Genomic DNA, 26,267 nt, shown 5'->3' on the forward strand with positions numbered 1-26,267 from the left:
TGCAAACCTCCACGCAGCGAGCGCCAGCTCTTTCGGACAACCGAACGCAATGTCGTCTGATGTTCGGAAAGCCGGACGCCCACCGGGTCAATCGCCATTAAATTTCAATATAAGTTGTTATAAATCAATGATTTAATTTGTAAATGGATTCACGCTCGGCCTGGTACAAATCCTGCTCTACCCCGTTACCTCGTGGCATTCAGTATCGCCCGGGTGTTCTAGATGAACCTGCTACAGCACTCATCAAAAACCAGAGAGAAAAATAATGAAATCTGCACTGAAAAACTTTGTTCCGGGCGCGTTAGCCCTCCTGCTGCTGTTCCCCGTTGCCGCCCAGGCAAAGGAAGTTGAATCCAAGACCAAACTGTCCAACGTGGTGATCCTCGCCACCGGCGGCACCATTGCCGGCGCCGGCGCCAGCGCGGCCAACAGTGCCACCTACCAGGCGGCCAAGGTCGGCATCGAGCAATTGATCGCCGGTGTTCCTGAGCTTAGCCAGATCGCCAACGTGCGCGGCGAGCAAGTGATGCAAATTGCGTCCGAAAGCATCAACAACGAAAACCTGCTGCAGCTGGGTCGCCGCGTCGCCGAATTGGCCGACAGCAAGGACGTGGACGGCATCGTGATCACCCACGGTACCGACACCCTGGAAGAAACCGCCTACTTCCTGAACCTGGTGGAAAAAACCGACAAGCCAATCGTGGTGGTCGGCTCCATGCGCCCAGGCACCGCCATGTCGGCAGACGGCATGCTCAATCTGTACAACGCCGTGGCCGTGGCCGGCAGCAAAGATGCACGCGGCAAGGGCGTGCTGGTCACCATGAACGACGAGATCCAGTCGGGTCGCGACGTCAGCAAGATGATCAATATCAAGACCGAAGCGTTCAAGAGCCCATGGGGCCCACTGGGCATGGTGGTTGAAGGCAAGTCCTACTGGTTCCGCTTGCCTGCCAAGCGCCACACCATGGATTCGGAATTCGACATCAAGAACATCAAGAGCCTGCCCGATGTCGAGATTGCCTATGGCTATGGCAATGTGAGCGATACCGCCTACAAGGCACTGGCTCAAGCCGGCGCCAAAGCGATCATCCACGCTGGCACCGGCAATGGCTCTGTGTCCTCCAAAGTCGTGCCCGCACTGGTAGAACTGCGCAAACAAGGTGTGCAGATCATTCGTTCTTCCCACGTGAATGCCGGCGGCATGGTGTTGCGTAACGCCGAACAGCCTGACGACAAATACGATTGGGTCGCGGCCCTCGACCTCAACCCACAGAAAGCCCGCATCCTGGCAATGGTCGCCCTGACCAAGACCCAGGACAGCAAAGAGCTGCAACGGATGTTCTGGGAATACTGATTCCTAGCCGCGTCCTGTAGGAGCGAGCCTGCTCGCTCCTACAAATCCCCGCCCCCGCCCTACACGAAATTGCCTGATTTGCTGTCAGACGGACTTCTTGAAGTTTAAGCAGTTGCGAAAACGCCTACAGTTAAATACTGTATGTGCGTACAGCATATTAAGGAATACTCCGTGGCAAAGTCCTCTTCCGCAGCGCCAACCCCGCCCGATGCCTACGAACGCCTGGCTGTTCGTGTGCAAAAGATCATCAATTCGACCAACGCGCAGAAAGCCAAGGCGGCCTTGATCTTCCGTTTGCCGGAAGAGCCTGAGGATGAGTGGGCGCGCTTGCTGGAGGAAATCGCTGAAAACGACAACGTCACCCTCGCCTATCGGGACGACGGCGGTGTACAGATTTTCTGGGTTGTACCGAAGGAAGATTGATTCAATGAGTGTCCGTTTTATCGCTGTGTGTTGCCTGTTTCTCACCTTCACCGCCCACGCCCAGGCGCCCCGAACCTTCAGTGAAGCCAAGAAAGTCGCCTGGAAGCTCTACGCCCCACAATCCACCGAGTTCTATTGCGGTTGCAAATACACCGGCAACCGTGTGGATTTGAAGGGCTGTGGCTACATCCCACGCAAAAACGCCAACCGCGCCGCACGCATCGAATGGGAGCACATCGTTCCAGCGTGGCAGATCGGGCATCAGCGTCAGTGCTGGCAGGATGGCGGGCGCAAGAACTGCACGCGTCACGACGACGTGTTCAAGCGCGCCGAAGCCGACCTGCACAACCTGGTGCCGAGCATCGGCGAGGTCAATGGGGACCGTAACAACTTCAGCTTTGGTTGGCTGCCGGTGCAAAACGGGCAATACGGCTCTTGTCTGACCCAGGTGGACTTCAAGGCCAAGAAGGTCATGCCGCGCCCTTCCATTCGGGGGATGATCGCCCGCACGTATTTCTACATGAGCAAGCAGTACGGCTTGCGCCTGTCAAAACAGGATCGCCAGCTATATGAAGCCTGGAACAAGACTTACCCGGTGCAGGCCTGGGAGCGTCAACGCAACCAGACCGTGGCGTGCGTGATGGGGCGTGGCAATGAATTTGTCGGCCCGGTAAACCTCAAAGCCTGCGGTTGAACGTGGGCGGGGCGCCCGCCCACGTGGCCCTTATTGGGCGGCACTGTGCTCAATGATTTCTGACACAGTGTCGGTTTTTTTGGCGCGGGCCATTTTCTCGTTGAGCAGGGTCTGTTTCGCCTCGGCTTCAGCCTTGGTTGCGAAAGGCCCCAGCAGGACTTCGTCCTTGCCATCCACTTTCACGATGTAAAAATTGAAACCATGCTCCAGCAGCCAGGCCGTGAGGTCGGTGATCGCCTGCAACTTGTGGTCCGGCGGGCCTACCCGAACGTCCCATTCCTGGGCGGCAATCGCACCGGTCTGGGGCTGGCTTTCGGTCACGGCAGGCTTGGGCTTGGGCGCATCGACGCTTTTGCCTTCACCGCAACCGGCCAATGCCAACACCGCAATTGCCATCGCTACTTTACGCACTGCCCTGCTCCTTAAAAGATAAAGAGGCGACTTTATCATTCACTGTCTATTCTGGCCGTCATAAACGTTGGCTTAAACAATGCGAATCATGTATCGCAGACCTGTATGATGCCGCCATGGGAATTAATGTCGCCTCTATGCGTCCTAAAAGAGGCAGTCACAGGGAAGCGCTTAGCAGTAAGCTACACACATCCGACACCTGCCCTGTCTGAAACATGTGTCCTTAAAAGTAATCAAGGAGAAGTCCATGCTTATACTCACCCGCAAAGTCGGTGAAAGCATAAACATCGGTGATGACATAACGATCACCATCCTGGGCGTAAGCGGCCAGCAAGTACGAATCGGCATCAACGCCCCCAAAGATGTTGCCGTGCATCGCGAGGAGATCTACCAGCGCATCCAGGCTGGCCTGACTGCACCGGACAAAAACCAGACGCCTTGAAGCGCCTTCAGTAGCCAGCCTTTTCGTTCACTGTAATGGCTGGCGAAAACTTCTTCGGACTGCTCTGATCTTTGTTGCGTGATAGACGTCGCCAACGTGTTCATCTTCGTGGAAAGATGAAACTGTCTTCACGCCTGGAACTTGTTGTTTCATTCGCGGCCGAATCCCCTGACTGACACTCAGCCATCCATGTGCATTCAGGAGCACGTCGATGAGGCCTACGACCGCACCGCCTTTTTCCTACATTTCTTGGATAATTGCCCTATTGATCGGGTTGATCGTTGTGGGGCTGGCGTATGGCGTGAGGCATGCAATCGAAGGCACTGACTCCAACACCCCCCACTCCTGGCTGAACCTGACACTGCTGCTCGGCGGCTACCTGCTGCTGTTCTGCCTCCAACCCATCCAGAAAGCCGTGCAGCGTAAGTTGTGCCGGCAAGCGGCCCGTTGAAGCGGCACCATTCGCTATCAGATCGCCGGTATTTACAGCACCACAACACGACCTATGCTTGGGCGTGCATGATCAGGAAAAGGCACTGACGCAAGATGGATACCCTGAGCAAATCCCAGATCGAATCCGCACTGGCAGCACGGCTGCCCAGCTATCAGGTGACCTGTACGTTACATGCGGATGGAACCCTTTCGGTCGTGCTCAGCGGGCCGGAAACCGACCATTTTGCAATTACCGGGATCGTGCGCGCGCATTACCGCGGAGCCGAAGCGATCGCAGGGCTGGCCAATGAAATACTCAGGGAGATGGTGCAGTCACGCAAGAGCATGAGGAATGACCGGATGCAGCCGCCCGATCCATCCAGCGCAGAACACGGCCGAGACCGTTAACGGGCTCGGCCTTTTCGCGTCAGCCCGCCGCGTTCTGCACGTACAACAATCCTTGTGCGTCACGCCGTACGTTTAGCTGCTCGTACCCGTCAATCGATGGATGCTCGGTAACCATTGGCGTGTGATGTGTCGAGGTCACGACCATCACATCCGCCTCTGCGGCCTCTCCCGCACGGATGCCTACCGTCGCATCTTCAAACACCAGGCACTCTTGCACCGGCACGCCCAGGCGTTGCGCGCCCAGCACGTAGCAGGCGGGGTTCGGCTTGCCGATGGCAACATCTTCGGCCGTCACCAGTACCGCCGGTGGCGCAATGCCCGCCGCTTGCAGGCGACGCAAGGCCAGCTCCCTGGGTGCTGAAGTAACCAGTGCCCATTGATCGCCCGGTAGGCTGTTCAGAAACGTGACAGCACCGGGAATCGCGACAACGCCCTCGACATCATTGAGCTCTGCCTCGGTGATCCACCGCGCCTCAGCCTCGGGATCGACGCCGGGCAATGCCTGGCGGGTGATGGTGTCGATCGCGCGGGCACCGTGAATGGTCTTCAAAAACGCCGGCACATCCAGACCATGGCGTTCAGCCCAGATGCTCCACACTCGCTCGGCGGCAGCAATGGAGTTGAGCAACGTCCCATCCATATCGAACAGAAAGGCACGGTAACGGCGGTTGTATACGGCTGAACCTCGGATGGACACTGCGCGGCTTCCTCATGGACGGAGACAAATGATGGGCCCAACGCAATCTACGGATCACCTCGTCGCTTGTAAACGCTACCGAGCCGATTGCATTACAGCTTTGTAATCAAACGGTAAGTCTTGTCACCACCCTCACTTCATACAGTGGAGTCGTCAGTCACCCACACCGGATGACGTCACTTCCTACTGATGAAAAGGGTCTTCACCATGAAACCTGCAAGCAAACTCTGCCTGATCGCCGCCACGCTGCTGATGCTGGGCACTGGCACCGCCATGGCCGGCACTGTCGCGCCGGTCAAAGCCAATAATGTAGTACTGGTGCACGGTTCCTGGGCTGACGGCTCGAGTTGGTCCGAGGTGATTACCCGCCTCCAGGCCGCTGGGCTGCACGTCACTGCCGTGCAGAACCCACTGACCTCGGTGGCCGACGATGTCGCCGCCACCAACCGTGTGCTGGATCAGCAAGACGGCGCTACCGTGTTGGTCGGCCATTCCTACGCAGGCACCGTGGTCAGCGACGCCGGGGTCAACCCGAACGTCAGCGCCCTGGTCTACGTGGCCGCCCGGGCTCCAGATGCCAACGAAGACTTCGTTGCACTCTCGGCCAAGTACCCGACCATGCCTGTGCGCGCCGGCGTCGAAGATCACGGCGGCTACCTCACCCTGAACCAGGACGCCTTCCTCAAGTATTTCGCCGCCGACGTGCCGCGCGCCAAAGCCATGCAGCTGTATGCCGTGCAGCAACCCATCACCAAGACGCTTTTCAGCGGCCGCACCGTCAATGCCGCCTGGCACACCAAGCCGTCTTGGTACGCGGTGTCGGCAAACGACCAGACTATCAACCCGGACCTGGAGCGCTTCCTTGCCAAACGCATGAACGCCACCACCATCGAGTTGCCATCAAGCCACTTGTCGCTGGTATCCCACGCCAAGGAAATCACCGACCTGATCCTCGAAGCCTCGGGCCGCCAGCCTTAAGCCTTGCATTACACACTTGTCATCATCCTGTTGGTTGGCTGTTCGGCCCCCCTGGTTACTGTGAACTCACTGCCATGACCTGGCAGCCAACCCATTAAGAGAGATACCGCCATGAAACTGTTTATCTTCGGCGTTGCCGCGTTGCTCGCTACCGGTTCCGTGTTTGCCGCCGAGCCCGTGATCCACGATAAAACCGGCTTTTTCGTCCACCTGGACGTGGCAAAAGTCCTGTCGAGCACCGACACCTACGGCCAATGCGGCATCGTCCCCGCACGCCTCAACTACCTCGACAGCCAAGGCCGCGAACACGTGCTGGACTACCAGGTGCAGGGCATCGGTTGCGCCAGTGACAATTGATCGGGCTACACTTGCGCCACGCATTGAGACAGGGCATTTCCCATGAACATTCTCGTAGTCGAAGACGAACCCAAGGCCGGCAATTACCTGCTCAATGGCCTGCAGGAACTGGGCTATTCCGTGAGTCTCGCCCGCGACGGCGTGGACGGTCTGCACCAGGCCCTGGAAACCCCGTTCGACGTGATCGTGCTGGATGTGATGATGCCAAAAATGGACGGCTGGGAAGTGCTGCGCCGCCTACGCAAGGAAGCTGACACGCCAGTACTTTTTCTGACTGCACGCGATGACATTGCCGATCGTATCAAGGGACTCGAACTGGGCGCCGACGATTACCTGATCAAGCCGTTCTCCTTCGCCGAACTGGTAGCACGCTTGCGTACCCTGACCCGTCGCGGCCCGAGCCGGGACGAGGAACAGCTGCAGATCGCCGACCTGCAAATCGACGTGCTGAAGCGCCGCGTTACCCGCGCCGGCACGCGCATTACCCTGACCAATAAAGAGTTCGCCCTGCTGCATCTGTTCGCAACCCACCAGGACCAGGTACTGTCCCGCTCGCTGATCGCCTCGCGGGTGTGGGACATGAACTTCGACAGCGACACCAACGTGGTGGACGTCGCCGTGCGGCGCCTACGCTTGAAAATCGACGACCCGTTCCAACTCAAGCTGATCCACAGCGTGCGCGGCATCGGCTACCGTTTCGATACCCAGCCATGAACACACGTCGCCATTACTCCCTGACCCTGCGCCTGGCGCTGATCTTTGCCCTGCTCGCCTTCGCCTTGCTGGCAACCCTGGGTGTGGCGTTGTACCGCGAGCTGGAGCGCGAGCTGATCATGCGTGACGATGCCGCCTTGATCTATCGCATCGACCAACTGCGCAACCTGCTCAATGACAGCAACACCCTGGACCTGATCAAGACCAAGCCGGAACTGTTCCAGAACATGCTGGGCAACCGTGAATCAGTGCTGAGCATCGCCGCGCCAGGGCAACAACCGTTGCTGACGGTCAACCCCGGCAATATCAACCTGCCCTCCGTGCCCCCCGTCCCGAAGAACCACAAGCTGACGTTTGCCGATGTGCACCACTTTCCCGGCATCAATGGCGTGCCCTTCGCGACCGTCGCCGCGTCCATCGACTCCGGCGACCTGGGCAGCCTGCAGGTCACCACGGGGCGCCTGATGACCGAGCGCACCGCCGTGCTCGCCAGCTACCGTTTGAGCGTTTATGTCCTGGCGAGCATTGCCGCAATCATCCTGGCCGTGGTCGGTTACCTGCTGGTTCATCGTGGGCTTTTGCCGCTGCGCCGCCTGGCCCGACACGCCCAGGGCATCGGCGTCGGCAACCTCGCCGAACGCCTCGACAGTCACGGCGCGCCAAAAGAACTGCTGCCGATGATTGATTCGTTCAACACCATGCTGGAGCGGCTGGCCAAGGGCTTTGTACAGCTGGGCCAGGTGTCCACCGACATGGCCCACGAACTGCGCACGCCGATCAACAACCTGCTGGGAGAAACCCAGGTCGCCCTGCAACAAAACCGCAGCATCGAGAGCTATCAGCAACTGTTGGCGTCCAACGTCGAAGAACTTGAACGCCTGGCACGGATGCTCGACAACATGCTGTTCCTGGCCCGCACTGACCCCGCCAGTGCCCTGCGTCAACGCCAGGAACTGAATGCCGCGGACGAAGTGGAACGCATCGCCGAGTACTTTGAAGGCCTGGCGGGGGATGTGGATATCAGCATTCTTGCTGAAGGCGACGGGGTAATCTGGGCGGAGCCGATGCTGCTGCGCAGGGCCTTGGCGAACTTGTGCGCCAACGCCATCAAATATGGTGCGCCGGGCACTGTGCTGCAGATCCGGGCGGTTCCAAGTGCCGAGGGCATTCACCTGAGGGTCAGCAATCGAGGCGAAACCATCGCCGCCGAGCACTTACCGCGACTGTTCGAACGGTTTTACCGGGTGGATGAGTCACGAGAACGTTCGGCGCAGTCCAATGGGCTGGGCTTGTCGATCGTGGCGACCATCATGCAGCTGCACAATGGACGTTACGACGTGAGCAGCGAGGCAGGGGTGACGTGTTTTGAGTTGTTCTTTCCGAAACGGGAAGACTGAGCGTCAAAACGCCCGGTGTTATTTTGCAAAAGTTTGTCGCTTACTGTTTGACTGAAGCCGCACTAATCTTTCTTCCCAAGGGGCTCAAGGCAGAGCCGGCAACCGCCAAAAAATGGAGATTCAGGAATGGAAATACGATTAGGTTTACTGGAAAAGGGGCTGGCTGAAATGAATGAAAAGCTGATCAGCGTTTCGAACAAGGCAGACGCCATGGATAAGCACTTCGCGTCCAAGGCAGACCTGGCAACCACTGAAACGAACCTTATCAAGTGGTACGTGGCCACCGCATGCGCAATGACAGGCCTAGCCTGCGCGATCACCTTCGGGCTCACCCGACTGTTTGCAATGTGAGACGCGTCGGGCCGGTCAGCTGACCTGCCCGCCCGCTTCTTTGACATCCACCGGTGTATGCCAAGCTGTCAGTACAGCCGCCTGCAATCCCGCAACCATTGTATCCAGTGCCATCGAGGGCCGCTGCGAACCCGCCACCTGCTCCGGCAGAAACGGCACGTGGATAAACCCACTGCGTACCCCAGACCCTGCGAGCGCATGCTGCAGCAGATAAAAAACCTGATTACACACGAACGTCCCTGCCGTCTGCGATACCGAGGCCGCGATTCCCGCTTCACGCACGGCCTTGACCATCGCCTTGATCGGCAGCGTCGTAAAAAAAGCCGCCGGGCCGTCAGCCACGACTGCCGTATCGATAGGCTGCTCACCCAGATTATCGGGGATGCGTGCATCATTGATGTTGATCGCCACCCGTTCGACTGAGATATCGCTACGCCCCGGCCCCAATCCGGTGGCGATCACCATCGCCGGGTGCAACTCGTCGATCAGCCGGGTCAGGCATTCACCCGCCGTGGCAAATGCACAAGGCAGCCGGCGTGCAACAATCTTCACGTCGCTTCCCAACTGCACGCCATCCAGTTGGCGCACAGCTTCCCAGGAAGGGTTCACCGGGTCTTGATCAAAGGGTTCGAAACCCGTCAGCAGTACAATTCGCATCCTGGCCTCACATCAACAGGTAGAGCAGTACAATATTGACCACCAGCATCATCAACGCAGTCGGCAACTGCGCCTTGATCACCGCGTTCTTGTCCGGCAGCTCGAGCAATGCCGCCGGCACGATATTGAAGTTGGCGGCCATCGGCGTCATGAGGGTACCGCAATAGCCGGAAAACATGCCGATCGCCGCCATCACCGCCGGGTTACCGCCGTAGATACCGACCAGCACCGGCACGCCGACGCCGCCCGTCATCACCGGGAAAGCCGCAAAGCCATTCCCCATGATCACCGTAAACAACGCCATGCCCAGTACATAGACCATCACCGCCACCAACTTGAAATCCAGGTTGATATAGGTGGTGGTGACGTGCGCGACTGCCGTACCGACTCCAGCTTCGTTAAATAGTAAGCCCAACATTGCCAGCATTTGCGGAAGCACCATGGCCCAGCCAAGTGCTTCAGTCAGGCGACGGGATTCACGCAAGGCTTGCACCGGCGTATCACGGGTCAGCCAGCAGGCCAGGCCGAGAGCGATCAGGCAGCCGATGCCGAGTGACACAAAGGTGGTGTTTTTCGGGTCCAGCAGCGGGACACCGCCGATCTCTGTGTGCTTGAGCAACACCGAACCGATGACGGTGGTCAGGGGAATGGCCAACGCCGGGATAAACAGCTTATGACCCAGGCGACCGGCACTGGCACGGGATGCCTTGTCATGCAGTTCGACATGTTTGCCACGACCGACGCCGCCCATGCCGGCGATCAGTGCCATTACCACGATGCCTGCGCCGATAGCCACCGACGGCAGACGCTCACCGATCAGGAACGGAATGGCGAACAACAGCCAGAACAGCGCAGTGGACCAGCGCTTTGGATGGGTTCGGTCCATCACAATCATGCCCGCCGTGATCAGTAGCAGAACGCCAGCCAGCCAGTACAGGTATTGAATGGAAATAATCATTGCACAGCCTCCACCGAGGCGGCGGCAGGCGTCATCTCACGGGTGAGTCTTCGGTCGAACCGATGCAGGCGGATTGCGTGGATGATGAAAGCGCAGATTGCCGTCGGAATCCCCCATACCGCAATGTGCAGTGGCTCCACATCAATCCCCGAGCCAAGCAGGAAGGTGTGCATCAAGGCAATCGCGCCAAAGGCGACAAAGATGTCTTCACCAAAGAACAGGCCGACGTTATCCGTCGCGGCGCACATGGCCAACACCTTGTGACGCAACTTGTCCGGCAGCTTGCCGTAGCGTTTTTCCGCCGCGCCCTCGGCCATCGGAGCCAACAGTGGCCGCACCATCTGCGGGTGTCCACCCAGGCTGGTCAAGCCCATGGCGGCCGTGGACTCGCGCACAAACAGATAGATGATCAACAAACGCCCCACCGTGGCGCGCTCGAACCGCGCAATCCAGTTCTGCGCATGCAGGCGCAGCCCATGACGCTCCAGCAGGCCGATGACCGCCAGGGGCAACAGGAGGATCAATTGCAGGGCACGGGTCTGAAGGAAGCCATCGCCCATGGTCGCGAGGATTTTTTCCAGAGGGAAATGGGCAGCAAGCCCGGTAGCGATAGCGGCGGCGGTGACCACCAACAGCGGGTTGAAGCGCAAGACAAAGCCAACCACGATCACAAGTACGCCGATCAACGGCCATAAGTTCACAACAGTTTGCATGGCGTGAGGTCCTTAAATGCGCGCTGCGGCGCCATTACAGCAGGATGTGAACAACGGGCTCACAGCAAGAATGGGCGTGCAGTCGGCTCGGTTTTTTATTGTTGACCCGAAAGGTCGAGCGTCAGTGGCGGCAACTTTGCTGCCTGGGGGCGGGAGGTGTCCAACAAGAAAAATTGTTGCTGCGAACCAATAAATTTTGTCGGTGATTGAAGCGCTATGGATTGTTCTCGAGGGTCGCGGCTGGGGCTGCCGCCCCACCAAAAGGGGCCTCGTCCTTCGGGGTGCGTCGGCATCACTGCCCGCATGCTTGCCGTGGCAATCTTCAAACCGCTGTCCAGCTGGCTCAAGCCCCCGCGCCACGAAGGTGAGACACCCGACAACGTGGCGCGGGAATTCCGTAATAAAAGCCTGCTCGCCACCCAGAAAGACCCTGGCGAGGAGAGAATCGAACCCTTATCGACTTAATCGAACGCTCCGTTGAGCACCTCGTAAATGATGCCTGAGGCGATGGCTACCAGTATCAAATCAGTGCCCGCTTGTTGCCACTCGTAGCCGTCGTAATGGGGCAACCTGCCCAGCAACCGGCCATCCAGCTTTTTGGCGATGCCAGGTGGAAGCGGCTTTCCTCTAGCGAGATTCTTCTGTATTCCGGGTGGCAGTGAAGGGCCTGGGCGCCAATAGTCACGATAGCCACCGATCACGCCCAGCACACCGCCCCGGTCAATGCTGGGCCCGTGATCCCAATCACTTGCGCTGGAACCTTTCCCCTTGTTGCCCTGGTTGCCATGGCCTTGGCCGCCTTGTGAATTGCCTTTCCCATTGCCTTGGCCTTTACCGTTGCCAGGATCGGCCAGGGCCGTCACCGAACCCACGGCCAATACAAGACAGGTAACCGCGGATACAAGCGAGCGAGCTTTAAACATGATCGTCTTCTCCGAAAGGGAACTCCCCCTTGAAATGTAGACGGGATTGCCGATTTTAGTTCCGCATTTCCGACCCTATTCGCTGCGTCCGGCAACCGGAGGGCAGCGCCTGACTGCAGATCATCCTGCACGTCGTGTTCTTTACTTTGGCGTTCTGAGAGGGGTGTCTTGCAAACGTTCTGAAGAAATCCAGGACAACAAAAAAGGGCCCACCTTTCGGTGAGCCCTTCTAGACCGCCCAGCAGAGCGGATTTTGTTTGGTAGGCGCGATTGGACTCGAACCAACGACCCCCACCATGTCAAGGTGGTGCTCTAACCAACTGAGCTACGTGCCTGCTGTGAGGCGGCATTCTACGGAATTCCGGAGGGGTGTCAACATCTTTTTTGCAGCTAACCCTATGAATATGCGAATTTTTTATTTGCGGGGAGCACACCCGTGAATTTCGGGTGGCTGGCAGGCAATTTTCAACTCAGGTAGGATCGACGCACTCGTAAAAAATATAAAACAGAGGTTCCAGGATGGCGAACACCCCCTACCCCCAGTCGTATTACGCCGCTTCCGCGAATGCCGTTCCGCCTCGCCCGGTACTTCAAGGCGAAGTCGAAACCGATGTGTGTGTGATCGGTGCCGGCTATACCGGCCTCTCCAGTGCCCTGTTTCTGCTGGAGAACGGTTTTCGCGTCACCGTGCTGGAAGCCGCCAAGGTGGGGTTTGGCGCCTCGGGCCGCAACGGTGGGCAGATCGTCAACAGCTACAGCCGTGATATCGATGTGATCGAGCGCAGCGTCGGGCCCAAGCAAGCGCAACTGTTGGGCCAAATGGCGTTTGAAGGCGGCAAGATCATCCGCGAGCGAGTAGCCAACTATCAGATCCAGTGCGACCTGAAGGACGGCGGCGTATTCGCCGCGCTCAACAGCAAGCACATGGGCCACCTGGAGTCGCAGAAGCGTCTGTGGGAGCGTTACGGCCACACTCAACTGGAGCTGCTGGACGAACGCCGTATCCGCGAAGTGGTGGCCTGTGACAACTATGTAGGTGGCTTGCTGGACATGAGCGGCGGGCATATCCACCCGCTCAACCTGGCACTCGGCGAAGCCGCGGCCGTGGAATCCCTGGGTGGCACGATCTACGAACAATCGGCGGCAGTGCGGATCGAGCGCGGCGCAAATCCAGTGGTGCACACCGCGCAGGGCAAGGTCAGGGCCAAGTTCATCATCGTCGCGGGCAATGCCTACCTGGGCAACCTGGTGCCGGAGCTGGCGGCCAAGTCGATGCCCTGCGGCACGCAAGTGATCACTACCGCTCCTCTGGGTGACGAACTGGCAAAAACCCTGCTGCCGCAGGATTACTGCGTCGAAGACTGCAACTATTTGCTCGACTACTACCGACTCACCAGCGACAAGCGCCTGATCTTCGGCGGTGGCGTGGTGTACGGCGCGCGCGACCCGGCCAATATCGAGGCGATCATCCGTCCGAAGATGCTCAAGGCGTTTCCGCAACTCAAGGATGTGAAGATCGACTACGCCTGGACCGGCAATTTCCTGCTGACCCTGTCGCGCTTGCCGCAAGTGGGACGCCTGGGCGACAACATCTACTACTCACAGGGCTGCAGTGGTCATGGCGTAACGTACACACACCTGGCGGGCAAGGTACTGGCCGAAGCGCTCAGAGGCCAGGCAGAGCGCTTTGATGCGTTTGCCGACCTGCCGCACTACCCGTTCCCGGGCGGGCAACTGCTGCGCACGCCCTTTGCGGCAATGGGTGCCTGGTATTACGGGCTGCGCGACAAATTGGGATTCTGACTCGGAACCGGTAGCCCGTTTGCGGTCGATGGCGATTTAACTGACGCCATCGCCCGCAATCAGGATCCCACGGGTCGCATTATCAAATCGCAGGCACAAAAAACCCCGGTCTTTCGACCAGGGTCTTTGCTATCGGATCAAAGTAGCCAGAGGCTTGCTTTGTGCTTCAAGGCGTTCAGTGGGCCTTGAGGCAGATATGGCGCAGCGGACGGGACTCGAACCCGCGACCCCCGGCGTGACAGGCCGGTATTCTAACCGACTGAACTACCGCTGCGTATCGCTTGACCGGCTGCGCGTAAAGCCTCAACCGTCTTTAAACATCTGATCGTTCAGCCTTGACTGTTCAATCTCAAGCCTGACGAATCAGACCTGGAAAATATGGCGCAGCGGACGGGACTCGAACCCGCGACCCCCGGCGTGACAGGCCGGTATTCTAACCGACTGAACTACCGCTGCGCGTCGGTGCAACCTTTAACGTTGCGTCTTGCCCTGAGGCAAAACTCTCAAGAAGTGGTGGGTGATGACGGGATCGAACCGCCGACCCTCTGCTTGTAAGGCAGATGCTCTCCCAGCTGAGCTAATCACCCTTTGCTTCGTTGAGGCCGCGAAATTTACGCAGGTAACGGACCTAAGTCAATAGCCTGCTTGAAGTTTTTCTGAAAAAGACAAAATTGCTTCAAGACGGCTACCCACCCTACTCGCTGTAAATCATCTTCTTGCTCATGCCACCGTCCACGACAAACTCTTGCCCGGTGACAAACCCCGCCTGGCGCGACAGCAGCCACGCCACCATCGCCGCCACGTCTTCTACAGTCCCCACCCTGCCCGCCGGATGCTGAGCGTGATCGGCATCACTCAACGGCGCAGCGCGGCGCGCAGCAGGGTCGCGCGCATCGATCCAGCCGGGACTGACCGCATTGACCCGCACTTCCGGCCCCAGACTCATCGCCAAGGCATGCGTGAGCGCCAGCAGGCCACCTTTGCTCGCCGCATAGGCCTCAGTGTCCGGCTCAGACTGGCCAGCCCGGGTCGATGCCAAGTTGACGATGGCACCACCATGGGCACGCAGGTAAGGCGCGCAATGCTTGGCCAGCAACATGGGCCCACTGAGGTTCACGGCGAGCACCCGATTCCAGTAAGCCAGGTCGAGGCTTTCCAAGGTGATGTTGCGAGGGTCAGCCACCGCGGCATTGCAGACCAGCGCATCCAGGCGCCCAAACTGCCCCAATACCTCGGCGACCCCCTGGGCCACCTGTTTTTCGTCGGCCACGTCCATGCTGATGAACCAGGCGTTTTCGCCCAGCACCTTGGACACCTTGGAGCCGCGCTCGCGGTCCAGGTCGGTCAACACCACCTGCCAGCCTTCGCTGATCAGCCACGCGGCAATGCCGAGGCCAATGCCCCGCGCCGCACCCGTCACCAGCGCGACGCGCCCATTGCTGGCTGCCGCGGCGTCCATGGACCACTCGATCACAAGGCCGCCAGCCCACGAGCCAGGTCAGCTTGCAGGTCAGCGACGTCTTCCAGGCCCACTGCAATGCGGATCAGGCTGTCACGGATACCGGCCGCTTCACGCTCCTGCGGCGCCAGGCGCCCGTGGGAGGTGGTGCTCGGGTGGGTAATAGTGGTCTTGCTATCACCCAGGTTAGCGGTGATGGAAATCAGACGGGTCGCATCGATAAAGCGCCAGGCGCCCTCTTTGCCGCCCTTCACTTCAAAGCTCACGACGGCACCGAAACCACGCTGCTGGCGCTGGGCCAACTCATGTTGCGGGTGGCTCTTGAGGCCGGCGTAATGCACCTTCTCGATACCGTCCTGCTGCTCTAGCCACTCGGCCAGGGCCTGAGCGTTGGCGCAGTGGGCCTTCATCCGCAGGCTGAGGGTTTCCAGGCCCTTCAGGAAGATCCAGGCGTTGAACGGGCTCAAGGTCGGGCCAGCCGTGCGCAGGAAGCCGACGACTTCTTTCATCTGCTCGCTGCGCCCCGCAACCACGCCGCCCATGCAACGGCCCTGGCCGTCGATGAACTTGGTGGCCGAATGCACGACGATGTCCGCGCCCAGCTTCAACGGCTGTTGCAGCGCCGGAGTGCAGAAGCAGTTGTCGACCACCAGCATGGCGCCCTTGGCATGTGCCACTTCGGACAATGCGGCGATATCCACCAGCTCGGCCAATGGGTTGGACGGCGATTCGACGAACAGCAACTTGGTGTTGGCCTTGATCGCCGCATCCCAGCCAGACAGGTCCGCCAGAGGCACATAGTCCACTTCGATGCCGAAACGCTTGAAGTACTTTTCGAACAGACTGATGGTCGAACCGAACACGCTGCGCGACACCAGCACGTGGTCGCCGGCACTGCACAGGCTCATCACCACCGCCAGGATGGCCGCCATGCCGGTGGCCGTGGCCACTGCCTGCTCAGCGCCTTCCAGCGCTGCGATACGCTCTTCGAACGCGCGCACAGTCGGGTTGGTATAACGCGAATACACGTTGCCCGGCACTTCGCCAGCAAAGCGCGCAGCGGCGTCGGCAGCGGTACGAAACACGTAGCTGGAGGTGAAGAACATCGGATCACCGTGCTCACCTTCCGGGGTGCGATGCTGGCCAGCGCGCACAGCCAGGGTATCGAAAGCTACGCCATCGAGGTCGCTGTCCAACCGACCGGCATCCCATTCCTGACTCATGCTGCGACTCCTTACTCAATTCTTTATTTAAGATACAAAACCGGCCCCTCAGGGCCGGTTGTCACTCAGTTGTTGTACAGGTCGATGATCGCGCTGACCGCCTGGGTTTTGATCTTCGAGGAGTCGTTGCGCGCCTGCTCGATCTTGTTCAGGTAGGTCTCGTCGACATCACCGGTCACGTACTTGCCGTCGAACACGGCGCAGTCGAACTGGTCGATCTTGATCTTGCCACCGCCAACCGCCTCGATCAGGTCCGGCAGGTCCTGGTAGATCAGCCAATCGGCGCCGATCAGGTCGGCCACGTCCTGGGTCGAACGGTTGTGAGCGATCAGTTCATGGGCGCTCGGCATGTCGATGCCGTAGACGTTCGGGTAACGCACGGCAGGCGCTGCGGAACAGAAGTACACGTTTTTAGCACCGGCTTCGCGGGCCATCTGGATGATCTGCTTGCAGGTAGTACCGCGCACAATGGAGTCATCCACCAGCATCACGTTCTTGCCGCGGAACTCCAGCTCGATGGCGTTGAGCTTCTGGCGCACCGACTTCTTGCGCGCAGCCTGGCCCGGCATGATGAAGGTACGGCCGATGTAGCGGTTCTTCACGAAGCCTTCGCGGAACTTGACGCCCAAGTGGTTGGCCAACTCCAGCGCAGCGGTGCGGCTGGTATCCGGGATCGGGATCACCACGTCGATGTCGTGTTCAGGACGCTCGCGCAGGATCTTCTCGGCCAGCTTCTCGCCCATGCGCAAACGCGCCTTGTACACCGAAACACCGTCGATGATCGAATCCGGACGCGCCAGGTAGACGTGTTCGAAGATGCACGGGGTGAGTTTCGGCGCCACGGCGCACTGACGGGTGTGCAGCTTTCCGTCTTCGGTGATGTAAACCGCTTCGCCTGGCGCGAGGTCGCGGATCAGCGTGAAGCCCAGCACGTCCAGCGACACGCTTTCGGACGCGATCATGTACTCGACGCCTTCGTCGGTATGACGCTGGCCGAACACGATCGGACGAATGCCGTGGGGGTCACGGAAGCCGACGATGCCATAACCGGTGACCATGGCCACTACCGCATAACCACCGACGCAACGGTTATGCACGTCGGTGACGGCGGCGAACACATCTTCTTCGGTCGGCTGCAGCTTGCCGCGCTGGGCCAGCTCGTGGGCGAACACGTTGAGCAGCACTTCCGAGTCGGAGTTGGTGTTGACGTGGCGCAGGTCAGATTCGTAAATCTCCTTGGCCAGCTGTTCAACGTTGGTCAGGTTACCGTTGTGCGCCAAGGTGATGCCGTAAGGCGAGTTGACGTAAAACGGTTGAGCTTCGGCCGACGTCGAGCTACCGGCAGTCGGGTAACGCACATGGCCAATGCCCATGTGCCCGACGAGGCGCTGCATGTGACGTTGGTGGAACACGTCACGCACCAGACCATTGTCCTTGCGCAGGAATAACCGGCCGTCGTGGCTGGTCACAATACCGGCAGCGTCCTGGCCGCGGTGCTGGAGGACGGTTAGCGCGTCATACAGCGCCTGATTGACGTTCGACTTACCGACGATACCGACGATGCCACACATGCGACGCAACCCCTACTTAATGAATCTTGACTGAACACAGCTTACTGAGGCGTTTTGGCCGGTAAGAGGTGTTCCTTGAACGGAAGATCAGCGGGTACGCTGATTCCGCTGGCCAGCCACTGACTGCTCCACCCCAGAATGAGGTTCTTGGACCAATCTGCAACCAATAGAAATTTTGGCACGAGTACCGACTCCTGCCACCACGAATCCTGCTGTACCGGCCCCAGGCTCAACAGCCCGACCGCCACGACCACCAGCAACGCGCCACGCGCGGCGCCGAAGGCCATGCCGAGAAATCGATCGGTCCCGGAGAGGCCGGTGACACGTATCAACTCGCCAATAAGATAATTGACCATTGCTCCCACCAGCAGCGTGGCGATGAACATGATGGCGCAGCCCGCGATGACGCGAGCCGAAGGTGTCTCGATGTATCCGGCCAGGTAGACCGACAATGAACCGCCGAACATCCAGGCTACGACTCCTGCGATGATCCAGGTCAGCAACGACAGTGCTTCTTTGACGAAGCCGCGGCTTAGACTGATCAAAGCGGAGATGGCGACGATTGCAACGATCGCCCAGTCAACCCAGGTAAATGGCACGTTTGAGCCTACGGACAGATAAGGCGGCGCATTTTAGCAGAGCGTCGGGCTGTCGGTAAGCTGTGATTGTCAGTGCCTTGCAAATCAGTCAGTTGGGGCGAGCGAATCCGATCTCAAGCCCACCACAAAACAAATGTGGGAGCTGGCTCGCCTACGATGGGGCGGGCACATTCAACATCCCTGTTGATTGGCCCACCGTCATCGCAGGCAAGCCAGCTCCCACACTTGGCCTGCATTCCAACCAGAGGCTGGCGGTATCAGCCGCGCTCAGGCTGGAAGCGGGTGACAAACCCCTTCAGGTTCTGCTGGCGATCCAGCAGGTCCCGCAGGCGATCCGCCTCGGCACGCTCGATCAGCGGACCGATAAACACCCTGTTCTTGCCGTCAGCGCTACGGATGTAAGCGTTATAGCCCTGGCTACGCAGCTTTTTCTGCAAGGCATCAGCGCCTTCGCGATTACCCAGGCTGGCCACCTGGATCGACCAACTGATCGGCAACCCATTCGGATCGATACGGCTTTGCCCCACGTCCGGCTTGCCCGGCGCGGCAGGTTGCGGCGCTACCGGCTTGGGTGCAGGTGCGGGCGCAGCGGGCTTGGCGGCAGCAACCGGTGCAGCGGGTGCCGGCTTGACCACCGGTACGCTCGGCTGAACCGGCATCGACGGGGCTTGCTGGGCAGCCACTTCAGCATCGGTCGGCACCGGCTCTTCTTCCGGCAAGGCCTGGGGCTCAGGCACCACCACCGGCTCAACCTGTACTTGCGGCACCGCCGGGGCCTGTGGGGCAGCCGGCGCCTCGACGACCACTTGACGCTCTTCATCCTGGCGAGAAAACAGCATCGGCAGGAAAATCACCGCCAACGCCACCAGAACCAGGGCTCCGACCATTCGCTGCTTGTATGCGCTATCCAGTAATGCCATGTGCAGCTTCCTCCGTGGAGCGCCGGGCCAACCACTCGAGCGCCTCGGCAACACAATAAAATGACCCGAACAACAGAATCTCATCGTCGGGGGTGGCAACGGCGCACTGTGCTTCAAGGGCATCGGTCACGCTTGCATACGACGCTACCGGCGCACCAAGGTTCTGCAAGGCCACTTCCAGCTCGGCGGCCGGACGGCTGCGCGAGGTATCCAATGGCGCTACCGCCCAAGCCTGGACGCTGCCCAGCAACGGCGCGACGACACCGTCCAGGTCCTTATCGGCCAGCAAGCCAAAGACTGCAAGACGACGACCGACCGGCGGCGTACGCGACAGGCGTTGCGCCAGGTACTCGGCCGCATGGGGGTTATGGCCCACATCCAGCAACAGGTTCAGGCGCTTGCCTTGCCATTGGAACTCACGACGATCCAATCGCCCGACCACACGTGTCGACAACAAGGTGGCGGCAATCTGCTCGGCATTCCACGGCAGGTCCAGCAACAGATAGGCCTGCAGCGCAAGCGCAGCGTTTTCCATCGGCAGATTCAGCAGCGGCAGGTCGCACAGCTCTACAACCTGGCCGCGGGCATCGCGCCCACGCCATTGCCAGTGCTGCGCACCGATCTCGAGATTGAAGTCGCGACCGCGCAGGAAAAACGGGCAATCCAGCTCGCGCACCTTGTCGAGCAAGGTGTGCGGCGGATCCAGGTCACCACACAGCGCAGGCTTGCCCTGGCGGAAGATCCCGGCTTTTTCATAGGCAACGGATTCGCGCGTATTGCCCAGGTAGTCGGCATGGTCCACGCCAATGCTGGTGACCAATGCCAGGTCGGCATCCACCACATTGACCGTGTCCAGACGCCCGCCCAGGCCGACTTCCAGCACCACCACATCCAGTTGAGCACGCTCGAACAGCCAGAACGCCGCCAAGGTGCCCATCTCGAAGTAAGTCAGGGAAATCTCGCCACGGCCGGCATCGAGTGCGGCGAAGGCTTCGCAGAGTTGCTCATCCGTGGCTTCGACGCCATTGAGCTGCACCCGCTCGTTGTAACGCAGCAGGTGCGGGGAATTGTAGACGCCGACTTTCAGCCCTTGGGCCTGCAGCAGCGCCGCGACAAAGGCACAGGTAGAGCCTTTGCCGTTGGTACCGGTCACCGTGATCACACGCGGTGCCGGACGGCCCAACCCGAGGCGGGCCGCTACCTGTTGCGAGCGCTCCAGGCCCATGTCGATGGCGGACGGATGCAACTGCTCAAGGTAAGCGAGCCATTCGCCCAGGGTACGCTGGGTCATAGGTTTGCAGGCACCGGCGGCACGACGATCGGTTCAACTTTAGGCGCGACGTACACAGGGGTAGGCAGGCCCATCATTTGTGCCAGGAGGTTACCCAGGCGTGGACGCAGCTCACCGCGCGGGATGATCAGGTCGATAGCACCGTGCTCCAGCAGGAATTCGCTGCGCTGGAAACCTTCCGGCAGCTTCTCACGCACGGTCTGCTCGATCACACGTGGGCCGGCAAAGCCGATCAATGCCTTTGGCTCGCCGACAATCACGTCACCCAGCATCGCCAGGCTGGCGGAAACGCCGCCGTAGACCGGGTCAGTGAGTACGGAGATGAACGGGATGCCTTCTTCGCGCAGACGCGCCAATACCGCAGAGGTCTTGGCCATTTGCATCAGGGAGATCAACGCTTCCTGCATGCGCGCACCACCGGAGGCGGCGAAGCAGATCATCGGGCAACGGTTTTCCAGGGCGTAGTTGGCGGCGCGAACGAAGCGCTCACCGACGATGGCACCCATGGAGCCGCCCATGAAGGAGAATTCGAAGGCCGACACCACGACCGGCATGCCCAGCAGCTTACCGCTGACGGAAATCAGCGCGTCCTTCTCGCCAGTCTGCTTCTGCGCGCCGACCAGACGGTCCTTGTACTTCTTGCTGTCGCGGAACTTGAGACGGTCAACCGGCTCCAGGTCGGCACCCAACTCGTTACGACCTTCGGCATCCAGGAAGATGTCGATGCGAGCGCGAGCGCCGATACGCATGTGGTGGTTGCACTTGGGGCAAACGTCCAGGGTCTTTTCCAGCTCCGGGCGGTACAGCACCGCGTCGCAGGATGGGCACTTGTGCCACAGACCTTCAGGAACCGAGCTTTTTTTCACCTCGGAACGCATGATCGAAGGGATCAGTTTGTCTACTAACCAGTTGCTCATGCTTTCTTTCTCCAGTACCGGTGGCTTGAACACAGCCCCGCGTATGCCCTTGAGCTAAATTCATATGTGGCGATGACACAAGCTGGACGGGGTCAGACGTTCGACCGGCCTTTTCCCGCCTGTATCCTCAGCCTTCCAGACAACCTGCCAGCGCAGGGTTGCCACTTCGTTTCCGGGCCACCCTCAGGCGGCGCCGGGCTGTTTTACACAGTGGTAGTTATGGACGGCGGCAGACTGCCAGCCGTCACATCCGGTCACTGCTGTTGCGCACGGCCTGCATGAATGCGCGAATCTTGCTGTGATCCTTGATGCCCTTGCCCTGCTCCACGCCGCCGCTGACATCCACGGCATAAGGCCGGACTTGCTCTATCGCCGCCCCGACATTACCGGGGTTGAGCCCGCCGGCCAGGATGATCGGCTTGCTCAGGCCCTCGGGAATCAGCGACCAATCGAACGCTTCGCCGGTACCGCCGGGCACGCCTTCGACATAGGTGTCGAGCAGGATTGCGCGGGCGCTGCCATAGGCCGCACACGCCGCAGCGATATCGTCCCCCGCCTTGACACGCAACGCCTTGAGGTACGGACGCTGGTAGCTTTCACATTCGTCCGGCGTTTCGTCGCCGTGGAACTGCAGCATATCCAGCGGTACGGCATCCAGGGTTTCGTTGAGCTCGCAGCGGCTGGCATTGACGAACAAACCCACAGTGGTCACGAATGGCGGCAACGCAGCGATGATCGCCCGCGCCTGCACCACACTCACCGCCCGCGGGCTCTTGGCATAGAACACGAAACCGAGAGCATCCGCCCCCGCCTCGACCGCCGCCAGCGCGTCTTCTATGCGGGTAATCCCGCAAATCTTGCTGCGAACGGCTGACATGTCGTGGAAACCCCAGGGATTGGACCGATAAAGTCCCGGATGGTAACAAAAGCTTTTCCGGGCGTCAGCCGCCAAGTTCGCTGAAACCTGTGAGGAAGTGTGGCCCGATGAAACGCTCCGGCAATTCGAACTCGTCACGGTACTCCACATCCACCAGGTACAAGCCAAACGGATGCGCCGTGACCCCGCCCGTACGACGGACGCGGCTCTCCAGCACTTCCTTGGCCCACTCCACCGGACGCTCGCCGGTGCCGATGGTCATCAGCACCCCGGCAATGTTTCGAACCATATGGTGCAGGAACGCTCCTGCACGGATATCCAGCACGATCATCTTGCCGTGACGGGTCACCCGCAGGTGATGGACTTCCTTGATCGGCGACTTGGCCTGGCACTGGCCGGCACGGAAGGCGCTGAAATCATGCACGCCGACCAGATGCTGTGCGGCTTCGGCCATGCGCTCGGCGTCGAGCGGACGATGATTCCAGGTGATTTCTTCGTTAAGGTGCGCCGGACGGATCTGGTCGTTGTAGATCACGTAGCGATAACGCCGGGCGATGGCCTTGAAGCGCGCGTGAAAGTGCGCTGGCATGACCTTGGCCCAAGTGACGCTGACGTCATGGGGCAAGTTGATATTAGCGCCCATCACCCACGCCTTCATCGACCGTTCAGCCTGAGTGTCGAAGTGCACCACCTGGCCACAGGCGTGCACGCCCGCATCGGTACGCCCGGCGCACATCAGCGACACCGGCGAATCAGCCACTTTCGACAGTGCGTTCTCCAGAGTTTCCTGCACCGTCAGCACGCCGGACGCCTGACGCTGCCAGCCGCAATAGCGCGAGCCTTTGTATTCCACGCCCAGGGCGATGCGGTAAAAGCCTGCGGCCGCCATTTCGGCGGCCGCGTTATCTATATTTGCCAAGAACTGAGAGCCTGATGAGTTGCGCAAAGGCGGCCATTATGCCGATTTGTGTGAGTGCCCACAAAAGCAAAACGGCGACCCGAAGGTCGCCGCTGCCTTGACGATTGACGGTCAGACCAGCCTGCCGAGCATTTCCTTGGCCTCGCCACGCTGAGCTTCATCACCTTCGGTCAGCACTTCGCTGAGGATATCCCGCGCGCCGTCCGCATCGCCCATGTCGATATAGGCCTGGGCCAGGTCGAGCTTGGTCGCCACTTCGTCCGTACCGGAGAGGAAGTCGAATTCCGGCTCATCGTCGCCCTGCGCCGCGTCTTCTGCGGTGAAGGATGGCTCGATGGAAGGATGCTCAAGGCTCTGGGACAAACGGTCCAGCTCGGCGTTGACATCGTCCAGCTCGGACGCAAATGCATCAGGCTTGGCCGCCGCTTCCGGCTCATCGGCCAAGGACAAGTCGAAATCTTCCGGCAGGTCGAAGTCATCCAGCGCCGTCGGGGCCAGGGTGGGCGGCTCGACCGGCGGCACATCCTTCATCTGCTCTTCCAGACCGGAGAGGAAGTCGTCATCGGATTGCGCCGATGCCGGGCCATCCAATTGCAGGTCCAGGTCGAAGTCCGAGAGGTCATCCGGCGCGGCCTTGGCTTCGGTCTGCTGTTGCAGCAGCGATTCGAAGGTCTGCTGATCGTCCTTGGCCTCAGCCGGGGAGGCTTCTTCCAGGTCGTCCAGGCTCAGGTCAAAATCGGTGTCGAACGCTTCTGGCTCTGTAGCCGCAGGCGCTGGCTTGTCTTCCAGCAAATCCTTGACGTACTGAGCGTCCAAGGCAGCCGCGGCCACCGCAGCACTGACACCCGCCGCCAGCACGGCCATGGCCGGGAAGCGACTCTTGAGCTGTTCGACCTGGGCATGGTTCTCACCATTGGCCACCAGTTGACGCTCCTGGGTCACGAAGCCGTCCTTGTTGTTTTGCAGGCCGTAGACCTCCATCAGCTTCAAACGCAGGTCGCTGCGCTTGGGCTCCTGTTTGATCGCCTGCTCCAGCACATCGGCGGCCTGGTTCAGGTGACCACGGTCGACAAGGGACTGCGCTTGGGCCAGGGCATCGCTGGCGTTCACCGGAGCCACGGCAACCGCCAGCGGCGCCAGCACCGAGGCGACAGTCGGCACAGCGACTGCCGGCTCAACCGTAGGCGTTGGAGTTGGAGCTGCGGCCAGCTTGACGTTCGGCGGCGGCACTTCCAAGCCTTCGAAGCTGTCTGGTGGCAGATCCTGGTCGATGTTCGAGGTGAATACCGGCTCTTCAGCCAGCGCGCGCGCCATGCGCAGGTGTTTTTCCTCCTCGCGGCGCGCATTGCGATGGCGCACCCACAACAGCAGGAGCAACAGCACCAGCAGGCCTGCGGCACCGCCGATCACACCGAGCACGACCGGGTTGGTCAGCAGGTCATTGAACTTGCCTTCGGCGCTGGCCGGCGTTGCATCCGCCTTGACCGGCTCAGGCGCCGGCGCGGCAGGTGCGGGGGTAGCAGTGGCGGCGTCGGGCACTGCCGGAGCGGCCACCGGCTCACCTGCCAACTGCGCGGGCATCGCCGCCGTGGCCGGAGCGGCCGGGGTGCCCTTTTCGGCCTGCAGACGTGCGAGCTGATCATTTTTCAGTTGAATCAGCTTTTGCAGCTTGTCCAACTGGCTTTGCAGGTCTGCTGCGCGACTTTTCAACTCTTCGTTGTCGCGACGGGTAGTGTCCAGTTGCTCCTGGGTCATCGCCAGTTTGTCGCTCAACGCCGCACTATCGCCCGCCTTGCCTTTGACGCCTTTCTTGGCCGCCTCAGCGGAAACCAGGCTCAGGTTGTCCTTGGCGCCGGTGCTCGCTGGCGCATTGCCGGCCTGGGTGCGCTTGGTGGCGTCCAGTTGCTGCTTGCCCGCGGCGGGATTGTTGGCGGCGCGTCGGCCTTGGCGCCAGGCCGCATTCTGCGCGCTGACTTCGGCGATCGCCTGGGGTTGTGGCAGCGAGGTGCTTTGCACGGGATCCGGCAGGCGCAGGACCTGGCCGGTTTTCAAACGGTTGATGTTGCCGTCGATAAATGCGTCGGGATTCAGCGCCTGGATTGCCAGCATGGTCTGCTGTACCGAGCCGCCATTGCGGTTCTTCGCGGCAATTTCCCACAACGTGTCGCGAGACGTCGTGGTGTGTTGTGCCGGCTTGCTCACGGCCGGCGCGGTGCTGGCCGGTGCCGCCAATCGCGGCGCAGGCGCGGCGGTCGTCGGTGCCGGCTGGTCGAACTTGGCCGGGTCAAGCAATACACTGTAGTCGCGCATCAAACGGCCATTGGGCCATTGCACTTGCAACAGGAAGCGGACATAGGAATCCGGCAATGGCTTGCTGGAGGTCACACGCACCACGCTGCGGCCGCTGGGATTGACCACCGGGGTAAACGTCAGGTCGTCGAGGAACGCCTGGCGATCAACGCCGGCATCCACGAAGGCTTGGGACGAAGCCAGGCTTGGCGTGATCTCGGAGGCGGTGAGCCCACCGACATCGAGCAATTCGATTTCCACCGCCAACGGCTGGTTCAACTTCGACTTGAGGGTCATCTCCCCCAGCTGCAGCGCCTGCGCCATACCGGAGGACAGCGCCGAGGCGGCCGCTATTGCTAACACCAGTTTGCGAACTTGAACCATAGCCTCATCCTTTGTCTGAACACTCCCCGGCCTGCGAGAAGGTTGGTAACCGCTGCCATAAGGCATGGCGAGCCGATAGGTCACCGACGCGCAACTTTTCCTGCCT

At 60.2% G+C, this 26,267-nt stretch carries 29 protein-coding genes and 4 tRNA genes; 13 read left to right on the top strand and 20 right to left on the bottom strand.

All coding sequences use genetic code 11. The features are described 5' to 3' along the window. Positions 1 to 265: 265 nt before the first annotated feature. From PF1751_RS18450 to PF1751_RS18460, 3 genes are all read left to right on the top strand, one after another. On the top strand, positions 266 to 1,354 hold the full coding sequence (locus PF1751_RS18450; RefSeq protein ID WP_010209102.1) for an asparaginase: 1,089 nt from the start codon (positions 266 to 268) through the stop codon (positions 1,352 to 1,354). A gap of 171 nt (positions 1,355 to 1,525) precedes the next feature. Further along, a complete protein-coding gene (locus PF1751_RS18455) occupies positions 1,526 to 1,777 on the top strand; it encodes a DUF1654 domain-containing protein (protein ID WP_010209101.1) in 252 nt (83 codons plus the stop codon). 4 nt (positions 1,778 to 1,781) lie between these two features. Further along, positions 1,782 to 2,471 (top strand): endonuclease, encoded by a 690-nt coding sequence (locus PF1751_RS18460; protein ID WP_010209100.1) that lies wholly within the window; start codon positions 1,782 to 1,784, stop codon positions 2,469 to 2,471. A gap of 30 nt (positions 2,472 to 2,501) precedes the next feature. On the opposite strand, the gene PF1751_RS18465 is transcribed toward PF1751_RS18460, so the two are convergent. Beyond that, a complete protein-coding gene (locus PF1751_RS18465) occupies positions 2,502 to 2,867 on the bottom strand; it encodes an SPOR domain-containing protein (RefSeq protein WP_021491190.1) in 366 nt (121 codons plus the stop codon). Between the two features lie 262 nt (positions 2,868 to 3,129). Between PF1751_RS18465 and csrA the strand changes: the two genes are divergently transcribed. The 3 genes from csrA (at position 3,130) to PF1751_RS18480 (ending at position 4,164) form a co-directional block, all read left to right on the top strand. Next, the gene (csrA, locus tag PF1751_RS18470) at positions 3,130 to 3,324 is read left to right on the top strand and encodes a carbon storage regulator CsrA (RefSeq protein WP_003192511.1); all 195 of its coding nucleotides are present in this window, start codon (positions 3,130 to 3,132) and stop codon (positions 3,322 to 3,324) included. A 211-nt stretch (positions 3,325 to 3,535) separates the two neighbouring features. Next, positions 3,536 to 3,775, top strand: coding sequence for a hypothetical protein (locus PF1751_RS18475; protein WP_029529087.1), 240 nt, complete (start codon positions 3,536 to 3,538; stop codon positions 3,773 to 3,775). A gap of 95 nt (positions 3,776 to 3,870) precedes the next feature. Then, a complete protein-coding gene (locus PF1751_RS18480; RefSeq protein ID WP_010209097.1) occupies positions 3,871 to 4,164 on the top strand; it encodes a hypothetical protein in 294 nt (97 codons plus the stop codon). 19 nt (positions 4,165 to 4,183) lie between these two features. Here PF1751_RS18480 and PF1751_RS18485 read toward each other — a convergent pair whose 3' ends face one another. Next, positions 4,184 to 4,861 carry an HAD family hydrolase gene (locus PF1751_RS18485; RefSeq protein WP_044287547.1) on the bottom strand — a complete coding sequence of 226 codons (678 nt, stop codon included), beginning with the start codon at positions 4,859 to 4,861 and terminating at the stop codon, positions 4,184 to 4,186. A gap of 207 nt (positions 4,862 to 5,068) precedes the next feature. On the opposite strand from PF1751_RS18485, the gene PF1751_RS18490 reads away from it, so the two are divergent. The 5 genes from PF1751_RS18490 (at position 5,069) to PF1751_RS18510 (ending at position 8,658) form a co-directional block, all read left to right on the top strand. Continuing rightward, positions 5,069 to 5,839: an alpha/beta fold hydrolase gene (locus PF1751_RS18490; protein WP_044287548.1), complete on the top strand. Its 771-nt coding sequence runs from the start codon at positions 5,069 to 5,071 to the stop codon at positions 5,837 to 5,839. A 111-nt stretch (positions 5,840 to 5,950) separates the two neighbouring features. Then, positions 5,951 to 6,196 carry a DUF2790 domain-containing protein gene (locus PF1751_RS18495; RefSeq protein ID WP_010209091.1) on the top strand — a complete coding sequence of 82 codons (246 nt, stop codon included), beginning with the start codon at positions 5,951 to 5,953 and terminating at the stop codon, positions 6,194 to 6,196. A 42-nt stretch (positions 6,197 to 6,238) separates the two neighbouring features. Next, complete coding sequence (locus PF1751_RS18500; RefSeq protein ID WP_010209090.1) at positions 6,239 to 6,910, top strand: heavy metal response regulator transcription factor; 672 nt, start codon at positions 6,239 to 6,241, stop codon at positions 6,908 to 6,910. Next, positions 6,907 to 8,307, top strand: a complete 1,401-nt coding sequence (locus PF1751_RS18505; RefSeq protein WP_044287549.1) for a heavy metal sensor histidine kinase — start codon at positions 6,907 to 6,909, stop codon at positions 8,305 to 8,307. Before PF1751_RS18500 ends, PF1751_RS18505 begins: the two co-directional genes overlap by 4 nt. Before the next feature lie 126 nt (positions 8,308 to 8,433). Next, entirely contained in the window at positions 8,434 to 8,658 is a 225-nt protein-coding gene (locus PF1751_RS18510; protein WP_044287550.1) for a hypothetical protein, read from the top strand. A 15-nt stretch (positions 8,659 to 8,673) separates the two neighbouring features. Here PF1751_RS18510 and pcp read toward each other — a convergent pair whose 3' ends face one another. From pcp to PF1751_RS18525, 3 genes are read right to left on the bottom strand one after another with little or no spacing between them, the layout of a single operon-like run. Continuing rightward, positions 8,674 to 9,315, bottom strand: coding sequence for a pyroglutamyl-peptidase I (gene pcp / locus PF1751_RS18515; protein ID WP_044287551.1), 642 nt, complete (start codon positions 9,313 to 9,315; stop codon positions 8,674 to 8,676). Positions 9,316 to 9,322: 7 nt separating this feature from the next. Then, a complete protein-coding gene (locus PF1751_RS18520) occupies positions 9,323 to 10,273 on the bottom strand; it encodes a DUF979 domain-containing protein (protein ID WP_010209085.1) in 951 nt (316 codons plus the stop codon). After that, complete coding sequence (locus PF1751_RS18525; protein ID WP_010209084.1) at positions 10,270 to 10,986, bottom strand: DUF969 domain-containing protein; 717 nt, start codon at positions 10,984 to 10,986, stop codon at positions 10,270 to 10,272. The genes PF1751_RS18520 and PF1751_RS18525 overlap by 4 nt, the downstream gene beginning before the upstream one ends. 303 nt (positions 10,987 to 11,289) lie before the next feature. Here PF1751_RS18525 and PF1751_RS29145 point away from each other — a divergent pair, with 303 nt between their 5' ends. Continuing rightward, a complete protein-coding gene (locus tag PF1751_RS29145) occupies positions 11,290 to 11,451 on the top strand; it encodes a hypothetical protein (RefSeq protein WP_010209083.1) in 162 nt (53 codons plus the stop codon). On the opposite strand, the gene PF1751_RS18535 is transcribed toward PF1751_RS29145, so the two are convergent. Further along, positions 11,448 to 11,909, bottom strand: a complete 462-nt coding sequence (locus tag PF1751_RS18535; RefSeq protein ID WP_010209082.1) for an anti-virulence regulator CigR family protein — start codon at positions 11,907 to 11,909, stop codon at positions 11,448 to 11,450. The genes PF1751_RS29145 and PF1751_RS18535 overlap by 4 nt on opposite strands. Before the next feature lie 258 nt (positions 11,910 to 12,167). Continuing rightward, positions 12,168 to 12,244 (bottom strand) — tRNA-Val (locus PF1751_RS18540). Positions 12,245 to 12,428: 184 nt separating this feature from the next. Here PF1751_RS18540 and PF1751_RS18545 point away from each other — a divergent pair. Further along, a complete protein-coding gene (locus tag PF1751_RS18545) occupies positions 12,429 to 13,712 on the top strand; it encodes an NAD(P)/FAD-dependent oxidoreductase (protein WP_044287552.1) in 1,284 nt (427 codons plus the stop codon). Positions 13,713 to 13,909: 197 nt separating this feature from the next. Here PF1751_RS18545 and PF1751_RS18550 read toward each other — a convergent pair. The 13 genes from PF1751_RS18550 to PF1751_RS18610 form a co-directional block, all read right to left on the bottom strand. Next, a tRNA-Asp gene (locus PF1751_RS18550) sits at positions 13,910 to 13,986 on the bottom strand. Between the two features lie 105 nt (positions 13,987 to 14,091). Then, a tRNA-Asp gene (locus PF1751_RS18555) sits at positions 14,092 to 14,168 on the bottom strand. A 55-nt stretch (positions 14,169 to 14,223) separates the two neighbouring features. Beyond that, positions 14,224 to 14,299: transfer RNA gene (locus PF1751_RS18560), tRNA-Val, on the bottom strand. Positions 14,300 to 14,406: 107 nt separating this feature from the next. Beyond that, the gene (locus PF1751_RS18565) at positions 14,407 to 15,171 is read right to left on the bottom strand and encodes an SDR family oxidoreductase (RefSeq protein WP_010209079.1); all 765 of its coding nucleotides are present in this window, start codon (positions 15,169 to 15,171) and stop codon (positions 14,407 to 14,409) included. 11 nt (positions 15,172 to 15,182) lie between these two features. After that, complete coding sequence (locus PF1751_RS18570) at positions 15,183 to 16,394, bottom strand: O-succinylhomoserine sulfhydrylase (protein ID WP_010566994.1); 1,212 nt, start codon at positions 16,392 to 16,394, stop codon at positions 15,183 to 15,185. Positions 16,395 to 16,459: 65 nt separating this feature from the next. After that, positions 16,460 to 17,965, bottom strand: coding sequence for an amidophosphoribosyltransferase (purF, locus tag PF1751_RS18575; protein ID WP_021491193.1), 1,506 nt, complete (start codon positions 17,963 to 17,965; stop codon positions 16,460 to 16,462). 41 nt (positions 17,966 to 18,006) lie between these two features. Then, complete coding sequence (locus PF1751_RS18580; protein WP_003192538.1) at positions 18,007 to 18,564, bottom strand: CvpA family protein; 558 nt, start codon at positions 18,562 to 18,564, stop codon at positions 18,007 to 18,009. Positions 18,565 to 18,821: 257 nt separating this feature from the next. Further along, the gene (locus PF1751_RS18585) at positions 18,822 to 19,484 is read right to left on the bottom strand and encodes an SPOR domain-containing protein (protein WP_010209072.1); all 663 of its coding nucleotides are present in this window, start codon (positions 19,482 to 19,484) and stop codon (positions 18,822 to 18,824) included. Continuing rightward, on the bottom strand, positions 19,468 to 20,775 hold the full coding sequence (gene folC, locus PF1751_RS18590) for a bifunctional tetrahydrofolate synthase/dihydrofolate synthase (RefSeq protein ID WP_010209071.1): 1,308 nt from the start codon (positions 20,773 to 20,775) through the stop codon (positions 19,468 to 19,470). The genes PF1751_RS18585 and folC overlap by 17 nt, the downstream gene beginning before the upstream one ends. Further along, positions 20,772 to 21,692: an acetyl-CoA carboxylase, carboxyltransferase subunit beta gene (gene accD, locus PF1751_RS18595; RefSeq protein WP_016976632.1), complete on the bottom strand. Its 921-nt coding sequence runs from the start codon at positions 21,690 to 21,692 to the stop codon at positions 20,772 to 20,774. The genes folC and accD overlap by 4 nt, the downstream gene beginning before the upstream one ends. A 244-nt stretch (positions 21,693 to 21,936) precedes the next feature. Beyond that, complete coding sequence (locus PF1751_RS18600) at positions 21,937 to 22,569, bottom strand: phosphoribosylanthranilate isomerase (RefSeq protein ID WP_044287553.1); 633 nt, start codon at positions 22,567 to 22,569, stop codon at positions 21,937 to 21,939. Between the two features lie 64 nt (positions 22,570 to 22,633). Continuing rightward, positions 22,634 to 23,458, bottom strand: a complete 825-nt coding sequence (truA, locus tag PF1751_RS18605) for a tRNA pseudouridine(38-40) synthase TruA (protein WP_044287554.1) — start codon at positions 23,456 to 23,458, stop codon at positions 22,634 to 22,636. Positions 23,459 to 23,599: 141 nt separating this feature from the next. Continuing rightward, positions 23,600 to 26,161: a FimV/HubP family polar landmark protein gene (locus tag PF1751_RS18610; RefSeq protein WP_010209067.1), complete on the bottom strand. Its 2,562-nt coding sequence runs from the start codon at positions 26,159 to 26,161 to the stop codon at positions 23,600 to 23,602. Positions 26,162 to 26,267 lie beyond the last annotated feature (106 nt).

This window comes from Pseudomonas simiae, assembly GCF_000934565.1.
Classification (GTDB): domain Bacteria; phylum Pseudomonadota; class Gammaproteobacteria; order Pseudomonadales; family Pseudomonadaceae; genus Aquipseudomonas; species Aquipseudomonas simiae.